The 17,813-nt window shown below is 35.3% G+C and carries 16 protein-coding genes; 8 read left to right on the top strand and 8 right to left on the bottom strand.

The window, feature by feature from the left end:
* Positions 1-11: 11 nt before the first annotated feature.
* From ACKXGU_RS00565 to ACKXGU_RS00555, 3 genes are read left to right on the top strand one after another with little or no spacing between them, the layout of a single operon-like run.
* Positions 12-431 carry a thiol-disulfide oxidoreductase DCC family protein gene (locus ACKXGU_RS00565; protein WP_463466139.1) on the top strand — a complete coding sequence of 140 codons (420 nt, stop codon included), beginning with the start codon at positions 12-14 and terminating at the stop codon, positions 429-431.
* Positions 432-479: 48 nt separating this feature from the next.
* The gene (locus ACKXGU_RS00560; protein ID WP_463466138.1) at positions 480-1,235 is read left to right on the top strand and encodes a DUF3575 domain-containing protein; all 756 of its coding nucleotides are present in this window, start codon (positions 480-482) and stop codon (positions 1,233-1,235) included.
* A gap of 25 nt (positions 1,236-1,260) precedes the next feature.
* Positions 1,261-1,932, top strand: a complete 672-nt coding sequence (locus tag ACKXGU_RS00555) for a hypothetical protein (protein ID WP_463466137.1) — start codon at positions 1,261-1,263, stop codon at positions 1,930-1,932.
* 531 nt (positions 1,933-2,463) lie between these two features.
* Here ACKXGU_RS00555 and ACKXGU_RS00550 read toward each other — a convergent pair.
* Genes ACKXGU_RS00550 through aroC form a run of 6 tightly spaced genes read right to left on the bottom strand, consistent with a single transcriptional unit; the run spans position 2,464 to position 8,798 of the window.
* Complete coding sequence (locus tag ACKXGU_RS00550) at positions 2,464-3,624, bottom strand: flavohemoglobin expression-modulating QEGLA motif protein (protein ID WP_463466136.1); 1,161 nt, start codon at positions 3,622-3,624, stop codon at positions 2,464-2,466.
* Positions 3,621-4,454, bottom strand: coding sequence for an N-formylglutamate amidohydrolase (locus ACKXGU_RS00545; protein ID WP_463466135.1), 834 nt, complete (start codon positions 4,452-4,454; stop codon positions 3,621-3,623). The genes ACKXGU_RS00550 and ACKXGU_RS00545 overlap by 4 nt, the downstream gene beginning before the upstream one ends.
* Positions 4,455-4,461: 7 nt before the next feature.
* Complete coding sequence (locus ACKXGU_RS00540) at positions 4,462-5,292, bottom strand: sulfurtransferase (protein ID WP_463466134.1); 831 nt, start codon at positions 5,290-5,292, stop codon at positions 4,462-4,464.
* Positions 5,293-5,306: 14 nt separating this feature from the next.
* Positions 5,307-6,344: a glutathione synthase gene (gshB, locus tag ACKXGU_RS00535; RefSeq protein WP_463466133.1), complete on the bottom strand. Its 1,038-nt coding sequence runs from the start codon at positions 6,342-6,344 to the stop codon at positions 5,307-5,309.
* 44 nt (positions 6,345-6,388) lie between these two features.
* Positions 6,389-7,714, bottom strand: a complete 1,326-nt coding sequence (locus ACKXGU_RS00530) for a dicarboxylate/amino acid:cation symporter (protein ID WP_463466132.1) — start codon at positions 7,712-7,714, stop codon at positions 6,389-6,391.
* Positions 7,715-7,736: 22 nt separating this feature from the next.
* Positions 7,737-8,798 carry a chorismate synthase gene (aroC, locus tag ACKXGU_RS00525; protein ID WP_463466131.1) on the bottom strand — a complete coding sequence of 354 codons (1,062 nt, stop codon included), beginning with the start codon at positions 8,796-8,798 and terminating at the stop codon, positions 7,737-7,739.
* Between the two features lie 178 nt (positions 8,799-8,976).
* Here aroC and ACKXGU_RS00520 point away from each other — a divergent pair, with 178 nt between their 5' ends.
* Together ACKXGU_RS00520 and ACKXGU_RS00515 are read left to right on the top strand one after the other, a co-directional pair.
* Positions 8,977-9,816 carry a UDP-2,3-diacylglucosamine diphosphatase gene (locus tag ACKXGU_RS00520; RefSeq protein WP_463466130.1) on the top strand — a complete coding sequence of 280 codons (840 nt, stop codon included), beginning with the start codon at positions 8,977-8,979 and terminating at the stop codon, positions 9,814-9,816.
* A 78-nt stretch (positions 9,817-9,894) separates the two neighbouring features.
* Positions 9,895-10,764, top strand: coding sequence for a hypothetical protein (locus ACKXGU_RS00515; protein WP_463466129.1), 870 nt, complete (start codon positions 9,895-9,897; stop codon positions 10,762-10,764).
* Here ACKXGU_RS00515 and ACKXGU_RS00510 read toward each other — a convergent pair whose 3' ends face one another.
* Positions 10,765-13,695 (bottom strand): FAD-binding and (Fe-S)-binding domain-containing protein, encoded by a 2,931-nt coding sequence (locus tag ACKXGU_RS00510; protein ID WP_463466128.1) that lies wholly within the window; start codon positions 13,693-13,695, stop codon positions 10,765-10,767.
* A gap of 144 nt (positions 13,696-13,839) precedes the next feature.
* Here ACKXGU_RS00510 and ACKXGU_RS00505 point away from each other — a divergent pair, with 144 nt between their 5' ends.
* The 3 genes from ACKXGU_RS00505 (at position 13,840) to ACKXGU_RS00495 (ending at position 16,392) form a co-directional block, all read left to right on the top strand.
* Entirely contained in the window at positions 13,840-14,358 is a 519-nt protein-coding gene (locus ACKXGU_RS00505; RefSeq protein WP_463466127.1) for a hypothetical protein, read from the top strand.
* A 91-nt stretch (positions 14,359-14,449) separates the two neighbouring features.
* Positions 14,450-15,316 (top strand): sugar phosphate nucleotidyltransferase, encoded by an 867-nt coding sequence (locus tag ACKXGU_RS00500; RefSeq protein WP_463466126.1) that lies wholly within the window; start codon positions 14,450-14,452, stop codon positions 15,314-15,316.
* On the top strand, positions 15,298-16,392 hold the full coding sequence (locus tag ACKXGU_RS00495) for a phosphotransferase enzyme family protein (RefSeq protein ID WP_463466125.1): 1,095 nt from the start codon (positions 15,298-15,300) through the stop codon (positions 16,390-16,392). Before ACKXGU_RS00500 ends, ACKXGU_RS00495 begins: the two co-directional genes overlap by 19 nt.
* Here the strand turns inward: ACKXGU_RS00495 and ACKXGU_RS00490 are convergent.
* The gene (locus ACKXGU_RS00490) at positions 16,387-17,793 is read right to left on the bottom strand and encodes a Gfo/Idh/MocA family protein (protein WP_463466124.1); all 1,407 of its coding nucleotides are present in this window, start codon (positions 17,791-17,793) and stop codon (positions 16,387-16,389) included. The two genes, ACKXGU_RS00495 and ACKXGU_RS00490, sit on opposite strands and share 6 nt — an antisense overlap.
* Between the last annotated feature and the right edge of the window lie 20 nt (positions 17,794-17,813).

The raw sequence follows: 17,813 nt of genomic DNA, 5'->3' as shown, positions 1-17,813 counted from the left end.
ACGTAATAAGTATGTTATCGTTGATTCCTAAAGAAAAAAAATTAATTCTTTTTGACGGTGTTTGTAATTTGTGTAATTCATCTATACAATACGTCATCAAACACGATAAAAAAAATCACTTTTTGTTTGCACCGCTTCAAGGTGAAACAGGACAAAAATTAATCAACCATTATGACATTGACACCTCCAAAACCGATTCCATTATTCTATATTCAGAAGAATATGGCCTTGATTTTAAGTCAACAGCCGCCCTTAAAATTGGTTTAAAATTAGGGTTTCCCAGAAATTTGATTGGTTTATTTTTTATTGTTCCAAAATTCATTAGAAATTGGGTATATGATATAATTGCAAAAAATAGATATAAATGGTTTGGAAGAAAAGATGCCTGCATGATTCCAACACCAAATTTAAAATCAAAATTTTTGAATTAGCATCAATTATATTTGTAATTTTAAAACACCAATCAAAATTCCATTGTTATGAAAAAAATATTCTGTCTAGCCCTATTTTTCTCATTTTTAAACAATACTGTTTTTTCGCAAGAACTTGATTCAATTACAAGCAATAAACGAATCGTTAAAAACGAGGTGTCTGTTGAAGCACTTCAACTTATTAACGGGGTATACCAAATATCATATGAACGTTATATTTGGAAAAACTTTTCTGCTGCGTTAGCTTTTGGTTACAAGGGCAAAGACGGGTTATTGAAGTTCTCTGGATTGGATTATTACGGCCCTAACGGCGGAAGACTGCAGACCAATGAACTGTTTTATACTGGATTTCAGATTATACCAGAAATTAGATACTATTTAAAAAACACATCCAGCAATAATTTAAATGGATTTTATTTAGGACTCTATTTTAAGTTTTCGCAATACAATTCAGAATTAAAAGGTAGATATACAGCATCTGACGACACACCATATCAAATTGAATTTGACGCAAAATTAAATATTGCCTCAACAGGATTAATGATTGGATATAAATTACCAATTACCAAACGTTTAAATTTAGATTTCATCATAGCAGGTCCTGGAACTGGAAACTATAATTTTAAAATTACCAATAAAAGAGATTTGCCAGATGAATTCTACGACAACTTGAACGATGCTCTCGAAGAATATAGTATTTTAGATTTTATAAACGGTGATTTTAGATTTTCTGATATTGATTCCCGTTCAAAATTCAATGCATTTTCATTTAGATATGGCATAGCACTAGGTTACACATTTTAATAACTATTAATCATATAAATTTACAATGAAACAAACACTAAAATTCTTTACTATTTTACTATCAATTGTAACACTTTCGAGTTGTTCGAACGTTAAAGTTTTAACTTCTTGGAAATCTGATTCTGTGAGTGAAATAAAAGATAACAATTTTTTGGTAATCGCCAGAACAGACAACAAACAGGCGCGTATTGCTTTTGAACAAGAGATTTCAAATCAAATGCGCGATATTGGTATGAAAGCCACAGAAAGCTTTAGAGAATTGCCTAACCTAAATCCGGACAAGGAATTAACCGAAGAACAAAAAAAGAACTTTAGACAGTTTTTAGATAACGAAGGGTATAATGGTATTGTATTAACCGTCATTAAAGATTATCAAGAAAGTACAAGAACTACAGAAGATGGTGGCTATTACGCAGGTGCCACTTACATGCCTGCTTATTACCCATCCTATTACGGAGGGTTCTATGGCTATTATTACCACCCATTTTCTTATTCTACTTATGGTAGTTATGTACCCATGTCGTCTACAACCTATACTGTTAAAACCTATATTTTAGAAACCGTTGCTTACGATTTAAGTCAAGATGATGGCAAACAATTGGCAGTTGTAGTAACATCACAAATTGAAGATCCTAAAGACGTACAAAAAAATGCTGCGGAGTATACCAAAAAGATAACTGATGCTTTAAGGAAATAATTAAATTAAAAATAATCTCAATAGAAAAAGGTCTTGATAATATCAAGACCTTTTTCATAACTTAACTAACCAAAAAAATTAAACAAACAAAAAATTAGTGCTGATATTTAGGCTTTTAGCACTCTTATTTTGATATTTAAATGTACAAATACATTGCAAAAAGCAATTAATTTCTCGATGAAATGGTAGAATTAATTGTTTAGAACTTTTTTTTTGCAAAAATCATCTATGAAATGCTAATTATTTCATTTAAAACAAGTTACCTATAAACACCTTTTCAGAATCCTTTTATTACAGATTAAATAACAAATAGTCGCTTTTTCTCATTCAAAAACACCATTCACTCATTGACACTTTTAAAACATGGGTTTTTAAAATAACTTCAAGTTAGAAAACCTTAAAGCAGATTGGTTAATTTGACCCTGGTTTCCGTTAATCAGGAATGAATCAAGTTCTTATTTCTGTGTATTAGTCTACCCTCAGAATTAGTTTTAGCTTTGGCTATCAGACAAAATATCTGCTTTGAGGTTTTTATTTCAGACTTTTCAAAATGAAATCCAAATTCTTATTGGAATTATCATTTGTTAAATAGGAATCGGTATAATACTTCGAAGTATGAGCCAGACTAAGTTTTTGCAATTCAAGAATACTATCCTGGTACTCAAGCGACACTTTACCTGTAAGCAAAATATCTAAATCACCACCGTCTTTAGCATATTTATAAACCTTGTTAATGCCTGACAGGTATAAATGATCTTTGGTAAAACCGCCACCTCTATGCACACGAAGCGTAATTGTAAATGCCTTATCTCTGTTCAGTTTGTATTGATTGTAAAGTAAATCAAATGTATCCGAAAAATTATATCCCTTATTCAAAGTATCTACTGCAATGACACGATACGCTAATTCTTTTAAGCGTTCAATCGTTAAACAACCAGACATATATTCCGAATAAACAGCCAATCCTTCTTGGGTTTCAACATTATTTGGAAAACCATTTGAAAAGATTTTCAATGGTTGATTGATACCATTAAAAGTTGTCACCATATGAACGCCTATTTCATGATTGGTCAAAACTTTAAGTTGGTTTAAGCTAAATTTATGATTTTTGCGCAGCAATAAAGTCTGTGAATTATTTTGCACCATAGCTGCCGCTGAAATATTAGTTGAAAATTTCAGATTGTATTCAAAATCATACCGCTTAGAATAGTCTTCAAAGAATGCCTTTGCTTCTTCAACAGTATACATGGGCAGCATGTCCTCATCAAAATCACCATCATCAAATCGCAATATGAATTTAGCATTTTCAATATCCCGTTCAGTGGGTGTTCCAAAACTTTTAAGACTGTTGAAATAGAATTTCCTACCCTGATTAATAGTTTCTATACATTCAATTAAACCAGAATATTCATAAATAACATCTTCATACAACTTTCTAATAATATCATTTTCTATACGCTCCAAACGTTGGGAAAAGAATAATCTATGAAGCTTGTAGCCATTGAACTTAATCTTTGGATATTTGAATTGCGGTTCGTACTGATATTTTGAAGCAAAGAATTGTTTTTTCTCGCTTTCAATGTTTAAGGGATTGATATAGTTTAAAAGTTCAATTTTTTTTACCAACCTATTAAGATTAGCGTCTATATCAAAAAGATGTTGATGCTGTTCAAGTATCTTATCAGAAATCATTTAGCAATATGATTGTTATAAAATTTAGAAGCATGTTCTGGCAATCGCATTCGGAGTTCCTGCTCAACTGCTGAAACAACTTCAGGATATATGATTTGGTTATACTCATCGCAGTAAACTTTTGCGATTTCAGTTGCCAAAACTAATGTATTTTTAAAGTTATTCGTAATATATTTCAAGAAATAACCGTTCCCTTGAAACGTGTCATTGACTTTAGATGAAGAAACAATAACATTGGGAAAAACGATTTCTGATAATGATTGTCGCCAAGCTTCCACAATAGCACCAAAACGATCATTATCTATGTTACTGGTACCTAAATTCCAAGTTGGCACTTCCCGTTCCCATCGTTGCCAATTATAACTGTGCATATCGTAAACAATACAGCCACCAAACTTTTCTTCAATCTTTGAAATTAAAGTATTGACAACTTTATAGAAATTCGAGTGTTTTTGTATACTCTTTAATTTCATATTCCTGTCTAGTGGTTTTTTCCATAGCTGTTTTCCCCAAGCTGTTTCAAAAACGGCCTCTTCGGGTATACGATTTAAATCATATTCGAATCTGGAGTCACAACCTGCAATAACAATCGGGTGAGATTGGATCATGTGTTTGGTTTCAGGGTCTTCTTCATACCAACGGTCATATTCTGTATGCAAACAATTTTCCCATAGTTCCTTTCTAAACTGATGTCCATCGTGTACTGCACCACATACATAATACACATAGCTTTCAATTTTAATAGTAAAAGAATAATCATCGACTACAGCATGAAAACATTTCTCGTTTTGAATATTTTGAATAATGGATTCTAAGGATAATTTTTCCATAACAATATTACTCGTTTGTTAATGTTCCCCATTCTGTCCATGAACCGTCGTAAACAGAAAGATTTTTATAATTAACCAATTCGGCTCCCATTGCCAGAACACAGGCTGTAATTCCTGAACCGCATGAAAATGTGATTGGTGTTGAATCCGAGATTTTTTCTTTAAATATTGCCTCAATTTCAGAAGTTGACTTGAGTTTGTTCCCATTCAGCAATTCATTGTAGGGAATGTTAATTGAATTCGGAATGTTTCCACTACGTAAACCCTTTCTGGGCTCTGGCTCAAGGCCCTTAAACCGATCTTCAGAACGAGCATCTATAATGATATGAGAGCCCGATTCTGAAATTAATGCCACATCATCAAAAAACTTCATAAAACCCGACTGCAACTTGGCTTCAAAATTGCCTTTAGGACCATTGTAACCCGTTTTCCGCTCTAGTGGATAATAAGCCTCAATCCACGAAGGCAGCCCACCATCCAATACAGCTACATTGGGGAATCCAAAGGCTTTAAACATCCACCATGCCCTAGGACTGGAATATATCCCGTTATCATCATACACAACAATAAAACTATCTTTATTAATCCCTAGGTTTTGCGTTTCTTTCTCAAATTGAGATTCCGATGGAAAGGTATTGGGGAAGGGTGCATTGGTATCACAAAATTTATTTTTTAGATCAAAAAATCGAGCATTAGGGATACAAAACGTATTTCCAGGATCATTATCAGCAGTCACTTTTGGAATACTGGCATCCAAAATGATAAGATTGGTGGCTTGAATGTTATGATGGAGCCATTCGACTGAAACCACTGGCTTATGGAACTTTGTTATGACCATATTAAACCAAATATTTAAGCTTCATCAACCGTTTTTCTCAATCTTGAACGTCTGTTAAAGGCTTCAAGGTTGTCCAATACCTTGCTTTCTAAAAAGTCAATAACTTTTTCTTCAACCTTAAATTTATTCTTATAAACTTTATTGATATAGGTTATACCTCCTGGTGACATCACATTAACTTCTACTAGTTTGCCACCAATAACATCTATTCCTACGAAATACAAACCGTCTTTTACCAATTTAGGACCAATCTGTTTACATAAGGCTTTTTCTGCTTTAGTCAAAGTATGCTTTTGAACCGACCCTCCAGCCGAAACATTGGAACGATGATCATCAGAACCCGGAACACGCTTCATGGCGCCAACAGGCTCACCATTCAACATGAGAATTCTCACATCACCTTGATCTGCACCTTCTATATAATCCTGAAGAATGACATAATTGGATTGACCATCACTAGTATTGATATAAAAATCTAGAAGTGAATTAATATTACTCATAGCAGATTTTTCAATAAGTATCACTCCTGACCCACCAAAACCATTAAGTGGTTTAAGTATCATTTTATCTGCTTTAGATTCTTTTATTTGTCTAATCAGGTAATTCTTATTTTTAGAAACATGGGTATTCGGAATGATATTACTATGGGCATCTCCAAAAGCAGCGGTATAAAGTTTATTATTAGCCTCACGCATGCCTTCCAAGGAATTTATGATAAACACATCGTCTTTAACCGAGTCCAAGAAATTCAACATCAAGGGATCCAAAGGTGGGTTAGCCCTGAAAAAAATGGCATCGAATCCTGCTAATGGCAGCATTTCTTCTCGAAGTTCTGCCCTTTTATAGAAAACTCGCAATGAATTTGGTACTTTTTCCATTCTCCCAACAACAGTACAGAACGCATTGGTAACACTGTTTCTAATAGTCAAATTAGCCGGTGAGCAAATAGCAACACCATGTTTACGCTTCACACATTCCTTTATCAAAGCCAAGCTCGTATCGTTTTCAGGGTCTATCTTCTCCCATGGATACATTAAAAAACATACATTCATCGGTTCACGTTTTCAGTTCATTAACTAAAGTTTAAATTAAGTATTTATTTAACTTTATCATAATTGTCATCCCAATTTTTTGGTCTTGGTTCATGGAGTTTGTCCAAAGATTTCGCAACCATTGTTGAAACTGTTGCATCACCAGTAACATTTACCACTGTTCGACACATATCCAACGGTCTATCAACAGCAAATATTAACGCCAACCCAATTGGTAACAATTCAGCAGGAAACCCAATAGATTCCAAAACGATTACTAGCATGACCATACCAGCACTAGGTACTGCAGCACTTCCAATGGATGCCAACAATGCTGTCGCTATAATGACTAATTGATTTGTGAACGTTAAACCTTCGGGCCAGATTACCTGCATAATAAATACAGCTGCTATGCCTTGATACAAACTAGTGCCATCCATATTGACCGTTGCGCCTACTGGTAATACAAAACCAGACACTTCCTTATCTACGCCCAAATGCTCTTCAACACGTTCCATAGTCACTGGTAAAGTTGCAGCACTCGAGCTTGTAGAGAAAGCTAATAATTGTGCTGGCGATATTTCCTTTAAAAACCAAAAGGGTGATTTTTTGACGAACACACCTATCAAAATCATATAGAATCCAATCATGATAGCCAAACCGACTACAACACATAGGGCATAGTTAACAAGCTTGATCAAAATTTCAGTATCATCAAAAGCAATAATGACATTGGCCATAAGGGCAAAAACAGCATAAGGCGCAAACAACATGATTAAATCCACCATTTTCATAACAACTTCGTTCAATGAGTTAAAGAACTTCACTAAAGGCTTGGCATCCTTTTCAGAAATCAATAACAAACAAATCCCTACAAATAAGGCAAAGAAAATAACCTGAAGCATTTGGGCTTCTCCTAAAGCTGTAAAGATGTTACTCGGAAAAATATCAACCAAAGCCTGTAAAGGCCCTGCATCATTTTGAGCAGTGGCTTTCGCTAATTTATCAGCTACACCTGCATCATTTTCATAACGCAATTTGATTTTCTCAATAGTGTCTTGAGACATGCCTGCTCCAGGTTTAACTAGATTGACAATGGATAGACCTATCACAATTGCCACCAAAGTTGTACACACATATATAACTATTGTGCGTAATCCCATGGATTTAATTTTAGAAATATCCTTTAAATCCGAAATACCTTTTATCAATGAGGCCAATATTAATGGTACCGCAATGAGTTTCAGTAAATTAATGAATATGGTGCCAAATGGTGCAATCCAATCGGAAACAAAGCCTTTACCACCATCAATGGAATTCATTAAAAATCCAAAGATGACGCCCAAAACCATTCCTATAATTATCTTCCAGTGTAATGCTAATTTTTTCATAGACGTTATTCTGTTTTCAGAATTAATTATAAATTTTATTAATTAGGTAAAAATCGGCTAGAACTAAAGCGGCCATGGCTTCCACAATAGGCACGGCTCTGGGTACAACGCACGGATCATGTCGACCCTTACCTTGCATTTCCACAATGTTGCCTGCTTTGTCTAAAGTTTCCTGTTTTTGAATAATTGTCGCCACAGGTTTGAATGCCACTCTAAAATAAATATCCATGCCATTACTAATACCGCCTTGAATACCGCCTGATAAATTGGTTTTCGTACTACCATCCTCATTAAAAAGATCATTATGCTCTTTCCCTGTCATTCTGGCCCCACAAAAACCACTACCATATTCAAATCCTTTGACGGCATTAATGGATAACATCGCCTTACCCAAATCGGCATGTAGTTTATCAAAAACCGGTTCGCCTAAACCAACAGGCACATTCTTTATTATACAGGTAACCGTTCCCCCAATGGTATTGCCATCTTTTTTAATAGACTGGATTTTTTCTATCATCTTATTGGCAACCTCTGGATCTGGGCAGCGAACAGCGTTAGCTTCTGTTTTAGAAAAATCCAAAGATTGATAGGGCTTTTCCAAAAAGATATCACCAACTGAAGATGTGTAAGCATGTATTTCTATTGAATTGATTATTTGTTTGGCTATAGCTCCTGCAACCACGCGACAAGCTGTTTCCCGAGCCGAACTCCGACCACCTCCTCTGTAGTCTCTGACACCATACTTTTTCTCATATGTATAGTCGGCATGACTGGGTCGATAAACATCTTTAATATGTGAGTAATCCTTTGATTTTTGATTGGTGTTCTTAATCAAAAAGCCAATGGGCGTGCCCGTTGTTTTACCTTCAAACAGTCCCGACAGAAACTCAACTGAATCAGACTCTTGACGCTGGGTTACAATTTTAGATTGACCTGGTTTTCTCCTATCCAGCTCACTCTGAATAGCTTTTAGATCTAACTCCAAACCAGAAGGACAGCCATCAATGATGCCGCCTATAGCCTGTCCATGGGATTCACCAAAGGTGGTCAGTTTAAAAATTTTGCCAAAGCTATTACCGGCCATAGTCTCAATATTAAAAGCTATTATTAGTCTTGCTAATGTAAATGTATTATTACAGAAACAAAAATTGATTTTCACCTTACCTAACAATTTAGTAACAAATAACTCACAAACAATTAATTATGAGATAATATTTACATAATCTTAAAGCTAGTTATTTGCAATATATAATTGTATTGTATTGAAGCATAAAAGAAAAATTGAAATTTCAGTTATTTCCGATGTCCATTTGGGCACTTACGGATGCCAAGCAAAACAGCTCCTAACCTATCTAAACAGTATCAGTCCCAAAAAACTTATTTTAAACGGCGATATTATAGATATTTGGCAGTTTAGCAAACGGTATTTCCCTAAATCACACCTGAAAGTCATCAAAAAGATTATTGACATGGCTTCAGAAGGTGTTGAAGTTATCTACATAACAGGTAACCATGACGATATGCTTCGTAAGTTCAGTGGTACAGCTATGGGGAATATTTCCATTGTTGATAAATTGGTTTTAAACCTAGACGGTAAGAAAGCTTGGTTTTTTCATGGCGATGTATTTGATGCATCCATTCAAAATGCCAGATGGCTGGCCAAACTTGGCGGATATGGCTATGACTTATTAATTGTAATCAATCGTATGGTCAACTGGTGTTTGGAACGCTTGGGACGTGAAAAATACTCCTTGTCTAAACGCATCAAGAATAGTGTTAAAGGTGCCATAAAGTATATTAGTGATTTTGAAGAGGTGGCTTCTGATTTAGCCATCCAAAACGGATATGACTATGTGGTTTGCGGTCATATACATCAACCCAAAATGCTTCTCAAGAAAAGCAAACAGGGAGAAACAACCTATTTGAATTCTGGTGATTGGGTTGAAAACTTCACCGCCTTGGAATATCAATTTAAACGCTGGAAAATCTACAACTATCAGCATGATAAATTATCACCGTTTTACGCTGATGAAGACATTAAGGAAATGGAAATGACCGATTTGATTGCTGCCATAACCATTGTTGATAAGAAAGTGATGTAGTTAACAATGTTTTGTCATTATTTGTTTTGTCGTTATCAAAAATTCTTATTTTTGAAAGAACTTAAACTTAAAACAACAATGAAAACATTTAAGCGATTTTTTTTAATACTTGTGGTTTCTTCATTTGTGATGGCCTGCTCATCGGATGACAATAACGACCCTGCACCATCAAACCCGCCTTCTGATAATACGGGCAATTATTTCCCATTAACCGTAGACGACTATTGGAACTATGATGTGGCCTACAGAGACAACAACGACTCGAATAACGATTCGGATTCAGCCGATTTTCTATTTGTTGACTCACAACTTGGTGCTATTTACAATTTAGGTGTTAACACCAATGATATTGCCAATGGTGCCATGAATGGCATCTTGGTCAACGGAACTTTAGAGCGTACAGAATCAACACTTTTACTGGATGGTTCCATCTCCATACCATTTCCAGGATTTGAATCATCAAGTATTGATTTCACTGATATGGTGCTATACGATTTGAACGCTTCAAATAATAGTGAATTGTCAAGTGTTTCTGGAAGTTTAGTACAGGATATAGACACTGGAGGTAGCCTTGGTATTATCCCTGTTACAATTAATTACCGTGTTTCCTCTCATCAAATTAACAACAACAGTTCCGTAACAGCTAACGGTACTGATTATTCCATGGCTTCGAAAGCTACATTTAAGTTAAACTTAAGTGTCTCTATTCCTCATCCTCTAATTTCAGGATCAACAATACCCATTTTAAATAGCCAAGACGTAACTGTTGCCACCAACTATTTTGTTGAAAATGTTGGAATGGTAAAATCTGAAACCGCTGTTGAATATCAAGTCAGTCAAACAGCTATAGAGTTTTTTGAGTTCGCCCAAATCGAAATCCCGTTCCCTACTTCAGGTTCGGCAACTAATACTCAAGAATTGACTGATTATATGGTAACTGTCGAATAGTTATTGTAATAAGGCATCATAAAGAATTTCGATGGGATGTAATGCTTGGCGTTGCGTCCCATCTTTTATTTGATGCCTACAGCTGGTTCCATTTGCTGCTATAATAGTATCTAAAGGTGTATTTCTAACTGCTGGTAACAACGTCTGTTCCCCTATTTGCATACTAATATCATAATGTTCTTTTTCATAACCGAAACTTCCAGCCATACCACAGCACCCGCTGGGTATAATGGTTACCTTGTAGTTTTTGGGAAGATTCAGCACCGAAAAACTCGACAATTGATTGCTCAAGGCTTTTTGATGGCAGTGACCATGAAACTTTATGGTCTTTGGCTCCAAAGTAAATTGATCCGATGTAATATTACCTAAACCAATTTCCTGCTGAATAAATTCCTCAATTAAAAACGTGTTGCTGGCTATTTGCTTGGCTGATTCTTTATCGTCAGCCAGTCTGATATATTCATCCTTAAAAGTCAAAACAGCTGAAGGCTCAATTCCAACTAAATAAAAATCAGCATCAATAGCAGTCTTAAAATACTCAACATTTTTATTCGCCATTGTTTTAGCTTCATTTAAAAATCCTTTTGACAGATAACTTCTTCCACTTTCTAAATGACTGACTGGAATCACATTATACCCTAAAACTTCGAGTAATAATTTAGATTTTTCTGCAATATGGGATTCTAAATAATTGGTAAATTCATCAACAAAAAGAAATACCGTTTTAATAGGTTTTTTAAATGGCAATGAATTATCAAAGCTCTCTATTTGAGATTGCATGCTGTAATACGATTCTGTTACTTTCGGCAAACTTCTATTTTGATGAATACCCAGAACTTTTTTTATTAGTGGAGAAGTCATCCTACTTTGAAAGAGCGCATTATAAAAACTTGGCGCCCTTGAGGCTATTTTATTGTAAATAGTAGACTTTGCATAAAACTTATCTTTAAACTTATATCCATTAGCTTCTTGATACTGGTATTGAAATTCAGCTTTCAATACAGCAACGTCCACACTACTGGGACATTCACTAGAACAGGCTTTACAACTCAAACACAAATCGAACACCTCATTCAACTCTGTGTGATTGAATCTATTGGGTTTTTCAGATTGTGTTAAAAACTCTCGTAAAGCATTGGCTCTTGCTCTGGTGGTATCTTTCTCATTACGTGTAGCGCGATAACTGGGACACATTGTACCTCCAAACTCCGGTAGTTTCCTACAATCGCCAGAACCATTACACTTTTCCGCATGCCGTAATATGCCCAACGACTCCGAAAAATCCATTAATGTTTCTATTTCGGGCTCTTTCCTATCAGGCTCATACCGCAGTGATTTATCCATGGGTAGAGCATCAATTATCTTTCCAGGATTGAATATATTATCAGGATCAAAAATGTTTTTTATACGTGCTAATATTTGATAGTTGCGTTCACCGATCATCAATGGAATGAACTCCGAACGAACTATTCCATCACCATGCTCGCCACTCATGGAACCTTGGAATTTTTTAACCAAATGTGCGACATCCGTTGTAATTTTTCTGAACAGCTCCACATCATGAGCCTTTTTCAGGTTTAGAATTGGACGCAGATGCAACTCGCCTGCTCCAGCATGAGCATAGTAAACCGCTTTTTGATTATAACGATCCATTAATTGGGTAAACTCACTGATATAGTTTGACAAGTCGGACAAAGCCACAGCAGTATCCTCAATACAGGCTGCCGTTTTATTATCTCCAATCAAATTACCTAACAAGCCTAAACCAGCTTTGCGTAATTCTATCGCCTTATCGATATCCTCACCCAACAAAATACCATTATGATAACTTAACCGAGAAGCTAATAATGACGAAACTAAATTGGCCACTTGATTTTTAGCTTCTTCTAAAGTATTCGCCCTAATTTCACACATCAGGATAGCTTCAGGGTCACCTTTAATGAACTTCCTATTTTCTTCTTGTTTTTTATTATGCTTGGTCAAATCCAAAATGGTTTTATCGAGCATTTCACAGCTATAAAGATCATGCTTCATAACAGTTTCAACAGCTTCCAAACAACTGTTTATGGTGCTAAAATGAGCCGCCAACATAATGGTTTCATTTGGAGGCAATACATCTAGCTTAAGTGTTATTTCGGTTGTAAATGCCAATGTGCCTTCACTTCCAGACAATAATTTGCACATATTGAAGGGTGCGGACGATTCACTAAAAATATTGGAATCCAGCAAAGAATCCACAGCATAGCCTGTGTTTCTCCTATGAATTTCTGGTTTCGGAAATTGATTGATTATTTCTTCAGCAACACCAACAGAGGAAAGCTCCTTATAAATTTCTTGATATATGTTACCTTCCAAAGAATCCAATTGGCATTTTTCAAAAAAAGCAGTCTTATCTATTTCAGAAAACACAACCTCACTACCATCGCTCAATAACGTTTTTAAAGCCAAAACTTTGTCGCGTGTTACTCCATACTTAACGGAGGTAGTTCCTGAAGAATTGTTACCAACCATCCCGCCAATCATGCAGCGATTAGATGTTGAAGTGTTTGGTCCAAAGAACAACCCATAAGGCTTCAGATAATTGTTAAGTTCATCCCTAACTACACCTGGTTGCACAGTGATTGATTTTTCTTTTTCATTGAGTTTTAAAATCCTGTTAAAATACTTTGAAACATCTACCACAATACCATTGCCAACACACTGTCCAGCTAATGAGGTTCCGGCTGTTCGTGGTATAAGCGCGGTTTGATTTTTCTTGGCAAACGCTATTAAAACTTTAAGGTCATCTTCGTTTTTGGGCAAGGCCACAGCTGTTGGGAGCATTCTGTACACAGATGCATCCGTAGCATATAACGATTTCATCAAATCATCATAGAGCAAATCTCCTTTTAATTGAGACTTTAGTTTTGCCAATTCTTGATTACCAACCATAAGAAACTTTGATATGACATAAAGCTAAAAAGAAATTCAACATAACATTATTTTTGGCGTTATTTTTGAATCATATTTCGAGGATTTAATCCATCATCATTATTTAACCGTATATATTATTGAATCTAAAAAATTTAAACATTTATGAAAAAACTCATTTTATTCGCTTTAACATGTATAGCAACGATAACATTCAGTAACGCACAAGAAATTTCCAAAAATGCCATTGGACTCCGTTTAGGGGACAGCAAAGGATTTGGTGCTGAAGTTTCTTATCAAAGAGCTATTTTTGAAAATAATCGATTAGAATTTGATTTTGGATGGCGTGATGGAAAGAATTATGACGGCATAAAGCTTATAGGTCTTTATCAATGGGTATGGAACATTGATGGCGGATTTAACTGGTATGCTGGCCCTGGAGTTGGCTTTGCTGCCTTTAAGCATGAATATGAACGATATGTTCCTGGTCAGAACACCTATTATTATGAGAGCAAACGAGATGCCTTTCCCATCCTAACAGGAACGGTTGGAATTGAATATAGTTTTGATTTTCCTTTATTACTATCTTTGGATATTAGACCAGAATTAGGTTTTGGCGACGACCTTTACGATAACAACGATTTAGATATTGATGTTGGACTTGGTGTAAGATATCAGTTTTAAAATCTAGCATATTAAACATACAGCAAAACCACCTATTTAAGGTGGTTTTTTTATTAGATTTGTGACTATGCCACAAAAAGCCTTATGCATTATGGCAGCTGGATTAGGCACACGATTCGGAAGTCTTAAACAGTTGCATCCTCTGATAAATGGATTTGCCATCATTGATTTTTCAATATATGATGCTTGGCGCGCTGGCTTCACTGAAATCATATGTATCATCCGAAAGGAAACTTTACCGCAATTTCAAAAGCATTTCCTGAATATAGATACTTCCCGAATTAAAATAACTTTTGTTTTTCAAACACTGGAACTACCAAACTATTCTGAAAAAGATCTTCAACGATTAAAACCCTGGGGCACGGGCCATGCATTGTTATCATTGAGCAATGTTGTTTCTGGAAAATTTGCCTTAATCAATGCTGACGATTTTTATGGACAAAAAGCTTTTCAACAAATGCATGATAGTTTATATAAAAATGACGCACAAAGTCATTTTTTAATGGGCTACAGTATCAACAAAACACTATCACCACATGGATCTGTTTCCAGAGGGGAATGTATCGTCGATAAAGACAATTGCTTAAAACGCATTATAGAACGGCACAGTATTAGGATTCAAAACAATAAGCTTGTGTATGACCATGATACCCCTATTTCTGACAATACGATAGTATCCATGAATTTCTGGGGATTCACAACAAGCATATTTGATGTAGGCAAAATGGCTTTTCAAAAATTTTTAAGAGAAACAACTAATATAAAAACTGATGAATTTTATATCACTACAATTGTAGATGCGAGCATTAACAACATGCAGGAATTTAAAGTTTTAACTAACGATACACAATGGTATGGAATAACTTACAAACAAGATAGCATTGAGATAATAAAGCATCTAGAACAACTCATCAAATCAAACCACTACCCTATTAACCTATGTTACAAGAACAGTTGATCTCAATTTGTAAAAAATTTACAATTACTGACAATATAGAAAGGTTACAGCCTATCTCTTCAGGTCATATTAATGATACTTTTCTTGCGTTTTCTTATAATGATAAAAGATACGTCCTTCAGAAACTCAATACGGCCGTTTTCAAAAACTACAGTCAGGTTATTCAAAACAAAGTAATTGTAAGCAACCATTTAAGTAAATACTACAGCCAAAATAAAACCTCAAACTACTGTTCCATTCAGTTTATAAAAACAAATGAAGGTTCCTATTACTATCAAATTAATAATGGAATTTGGATGCTTATGCCATTTATTAACAATTCTCAAGTTTTTGAAAAAGCTACCAATAGCAACCTAGTTTATGAAGCAGGTAAACTTTATGGCAATTTTATCAATGTTACAAAAACAGTTGATAAATCAAAAATATCTGAAACCCTTCCAGAATTTCATAGCGTCCCATGGCGTTTGAAGCAATTTGACAATGCTTTGAAATCTGCTACAAAAGAAAGAATAACGGTTTCTCGACCTTGGATTGAATTAATATCCAAATATAGATTGCCTATGAGCAAATTATGGAAATTGAAAGAAGATCAAGTTTTACCAATACGAATTACCCACAACGATACCAAGCTATCCAATATATTGTTTAGTCAGACACAACCTCCAAAAGGATTGGCAGTAATAGATTTAGATACCGTTATGCCGGGACTTACGGCATTTGATTTTGGAGATTCTGTAAGGTCTATTTGTTCCAGTACCACTGAAGATGATGCAAACCCAGATAATGTTTATTTAAATCTAAACTATTACGATGCTTTCTGTAAAGGCTTTGCTTCAGAAACCAAAGACTTACTCACCAAATTAGAAATTAAATATTTGCCTCTTGGTGTCCAAACATTGATTTTTATTATGGGGTTACGATTTTTAACTGATTTTTTGAACCATGACACCTATTACAAAATTCAATATGAAACGCATAATTTCGTTAGAGCCCGTAATCAATTTACTCTATTTACCAATCTTATCGAAAACTTGGATCAGGTTAACACCATAACCCAAAACAACTTCGGATCATAAAATATCTCTTAAAACTTCATTTTTTCGGTGAGTCTCCCATGTTCCACCCGTAAAGTCGGGCACCACAGTTGGCATACTTTTATTAGCAACTGAAATCTCAGACAAAGGCGTAATGGCGCTCCAAAGGACACTGTCGTAGGCGTTAATATCCAAAGGCAAACCTTTGTTCAAACAACGAATCAATCGATATACCATAACAAAATCCATACCGCCATGTCCCACAGCGTTGGCATCAATTTGGTCTCTCAACTTTTTCCAAAGCGGATGATCATAGCGCTCCCTGTATGTTTTATATTGGTCATCATCTAACCAAGCATGACCCCATTGTAACTCTTCATGACCAATGTATAGTCGTGATGGATACCCCTGATGAGCAGCCTTGGTTCCTGTTATTGTATTTAACCTAGAATATGGGCGACCAGTGTGCGTATCAAATTGCAACATGATTGTTCTGCCTTTCTTTGTTTTAATAATAGACGTATTCATATCGCCACAGGCAAATTTCGTTGTCCTGAAATTTTGTTTTTCGGCAGCTTCACTCAAGCTTTTTTCAACCGAACTCATACTGACCAGATAGTCATAATTATCGCCCCTACCGATATCCATGTAAAAACTAACGGGTCCCAGTCCATGACCTGTATAGAAGTTACCGTTTTTGGTTTCATGGTGTTTTATACGCCATTGGTTTTCATAATAGGTTTCATCAAGCATATGCTTTCTCAAATCATGGATATAGGCTCCTTCGGCATGATTCACATCACCAAAAACACCTTCATTAATCATATTCAAAACCCAAAGTTCCTCGCCATTAAAACAACAGTTTTCCATGTAAAAACAATGCTTTTTGGTTCTTTCGGCTACTTCAATTAGTTTCCAGCAATCATCCAAAGTCATGGCCATAGGTTGTTCACAGGCCACATGTTTTCCTTTTTCCATACCATAAACCGACATTTCGGTATGGTATTCCCAAGGCGTTGCTATAATGAGTAAATCTATATCATCCCGATCCACCAACTTTTTCCATTCAGTTTCACTACCAAAATACAAGTCGGCCCCAGTTGGTTGGATTGTTTTAAGATAATCATTGTTTTTCTTCAATTTATCCTCCCGTAAATCGGACAAAGCAACAATCTCTGCATGATTATGTTGAATTAAGTATTCAAACATTTGGATGAGTACACTTCCTCTATTTCCCATTCCAATCATACCCACTCTTACCTTATCTATAGGATCTGCAGTTAAACCAACAAGATTGCCTTTTGCCTTTTGCTGACGCAACATATCGTTCACTGTTTCGATCTCTAAAGCATTATTATTTGAATTTTGAGCAAATAGTGATGGTGATAGACCTAAAAAAAGTCCTGCTCTGGCTGTTAGATTTAAAAAGGATTTTCGGTTCATAATAATCGTTGATTTATTTA

Source organism: Hanstruepera sp. CR43, assembly GCF_055227665.1.
This window is presented reverse-complemented; position numbering and strand designations above follow the sequence as displayed.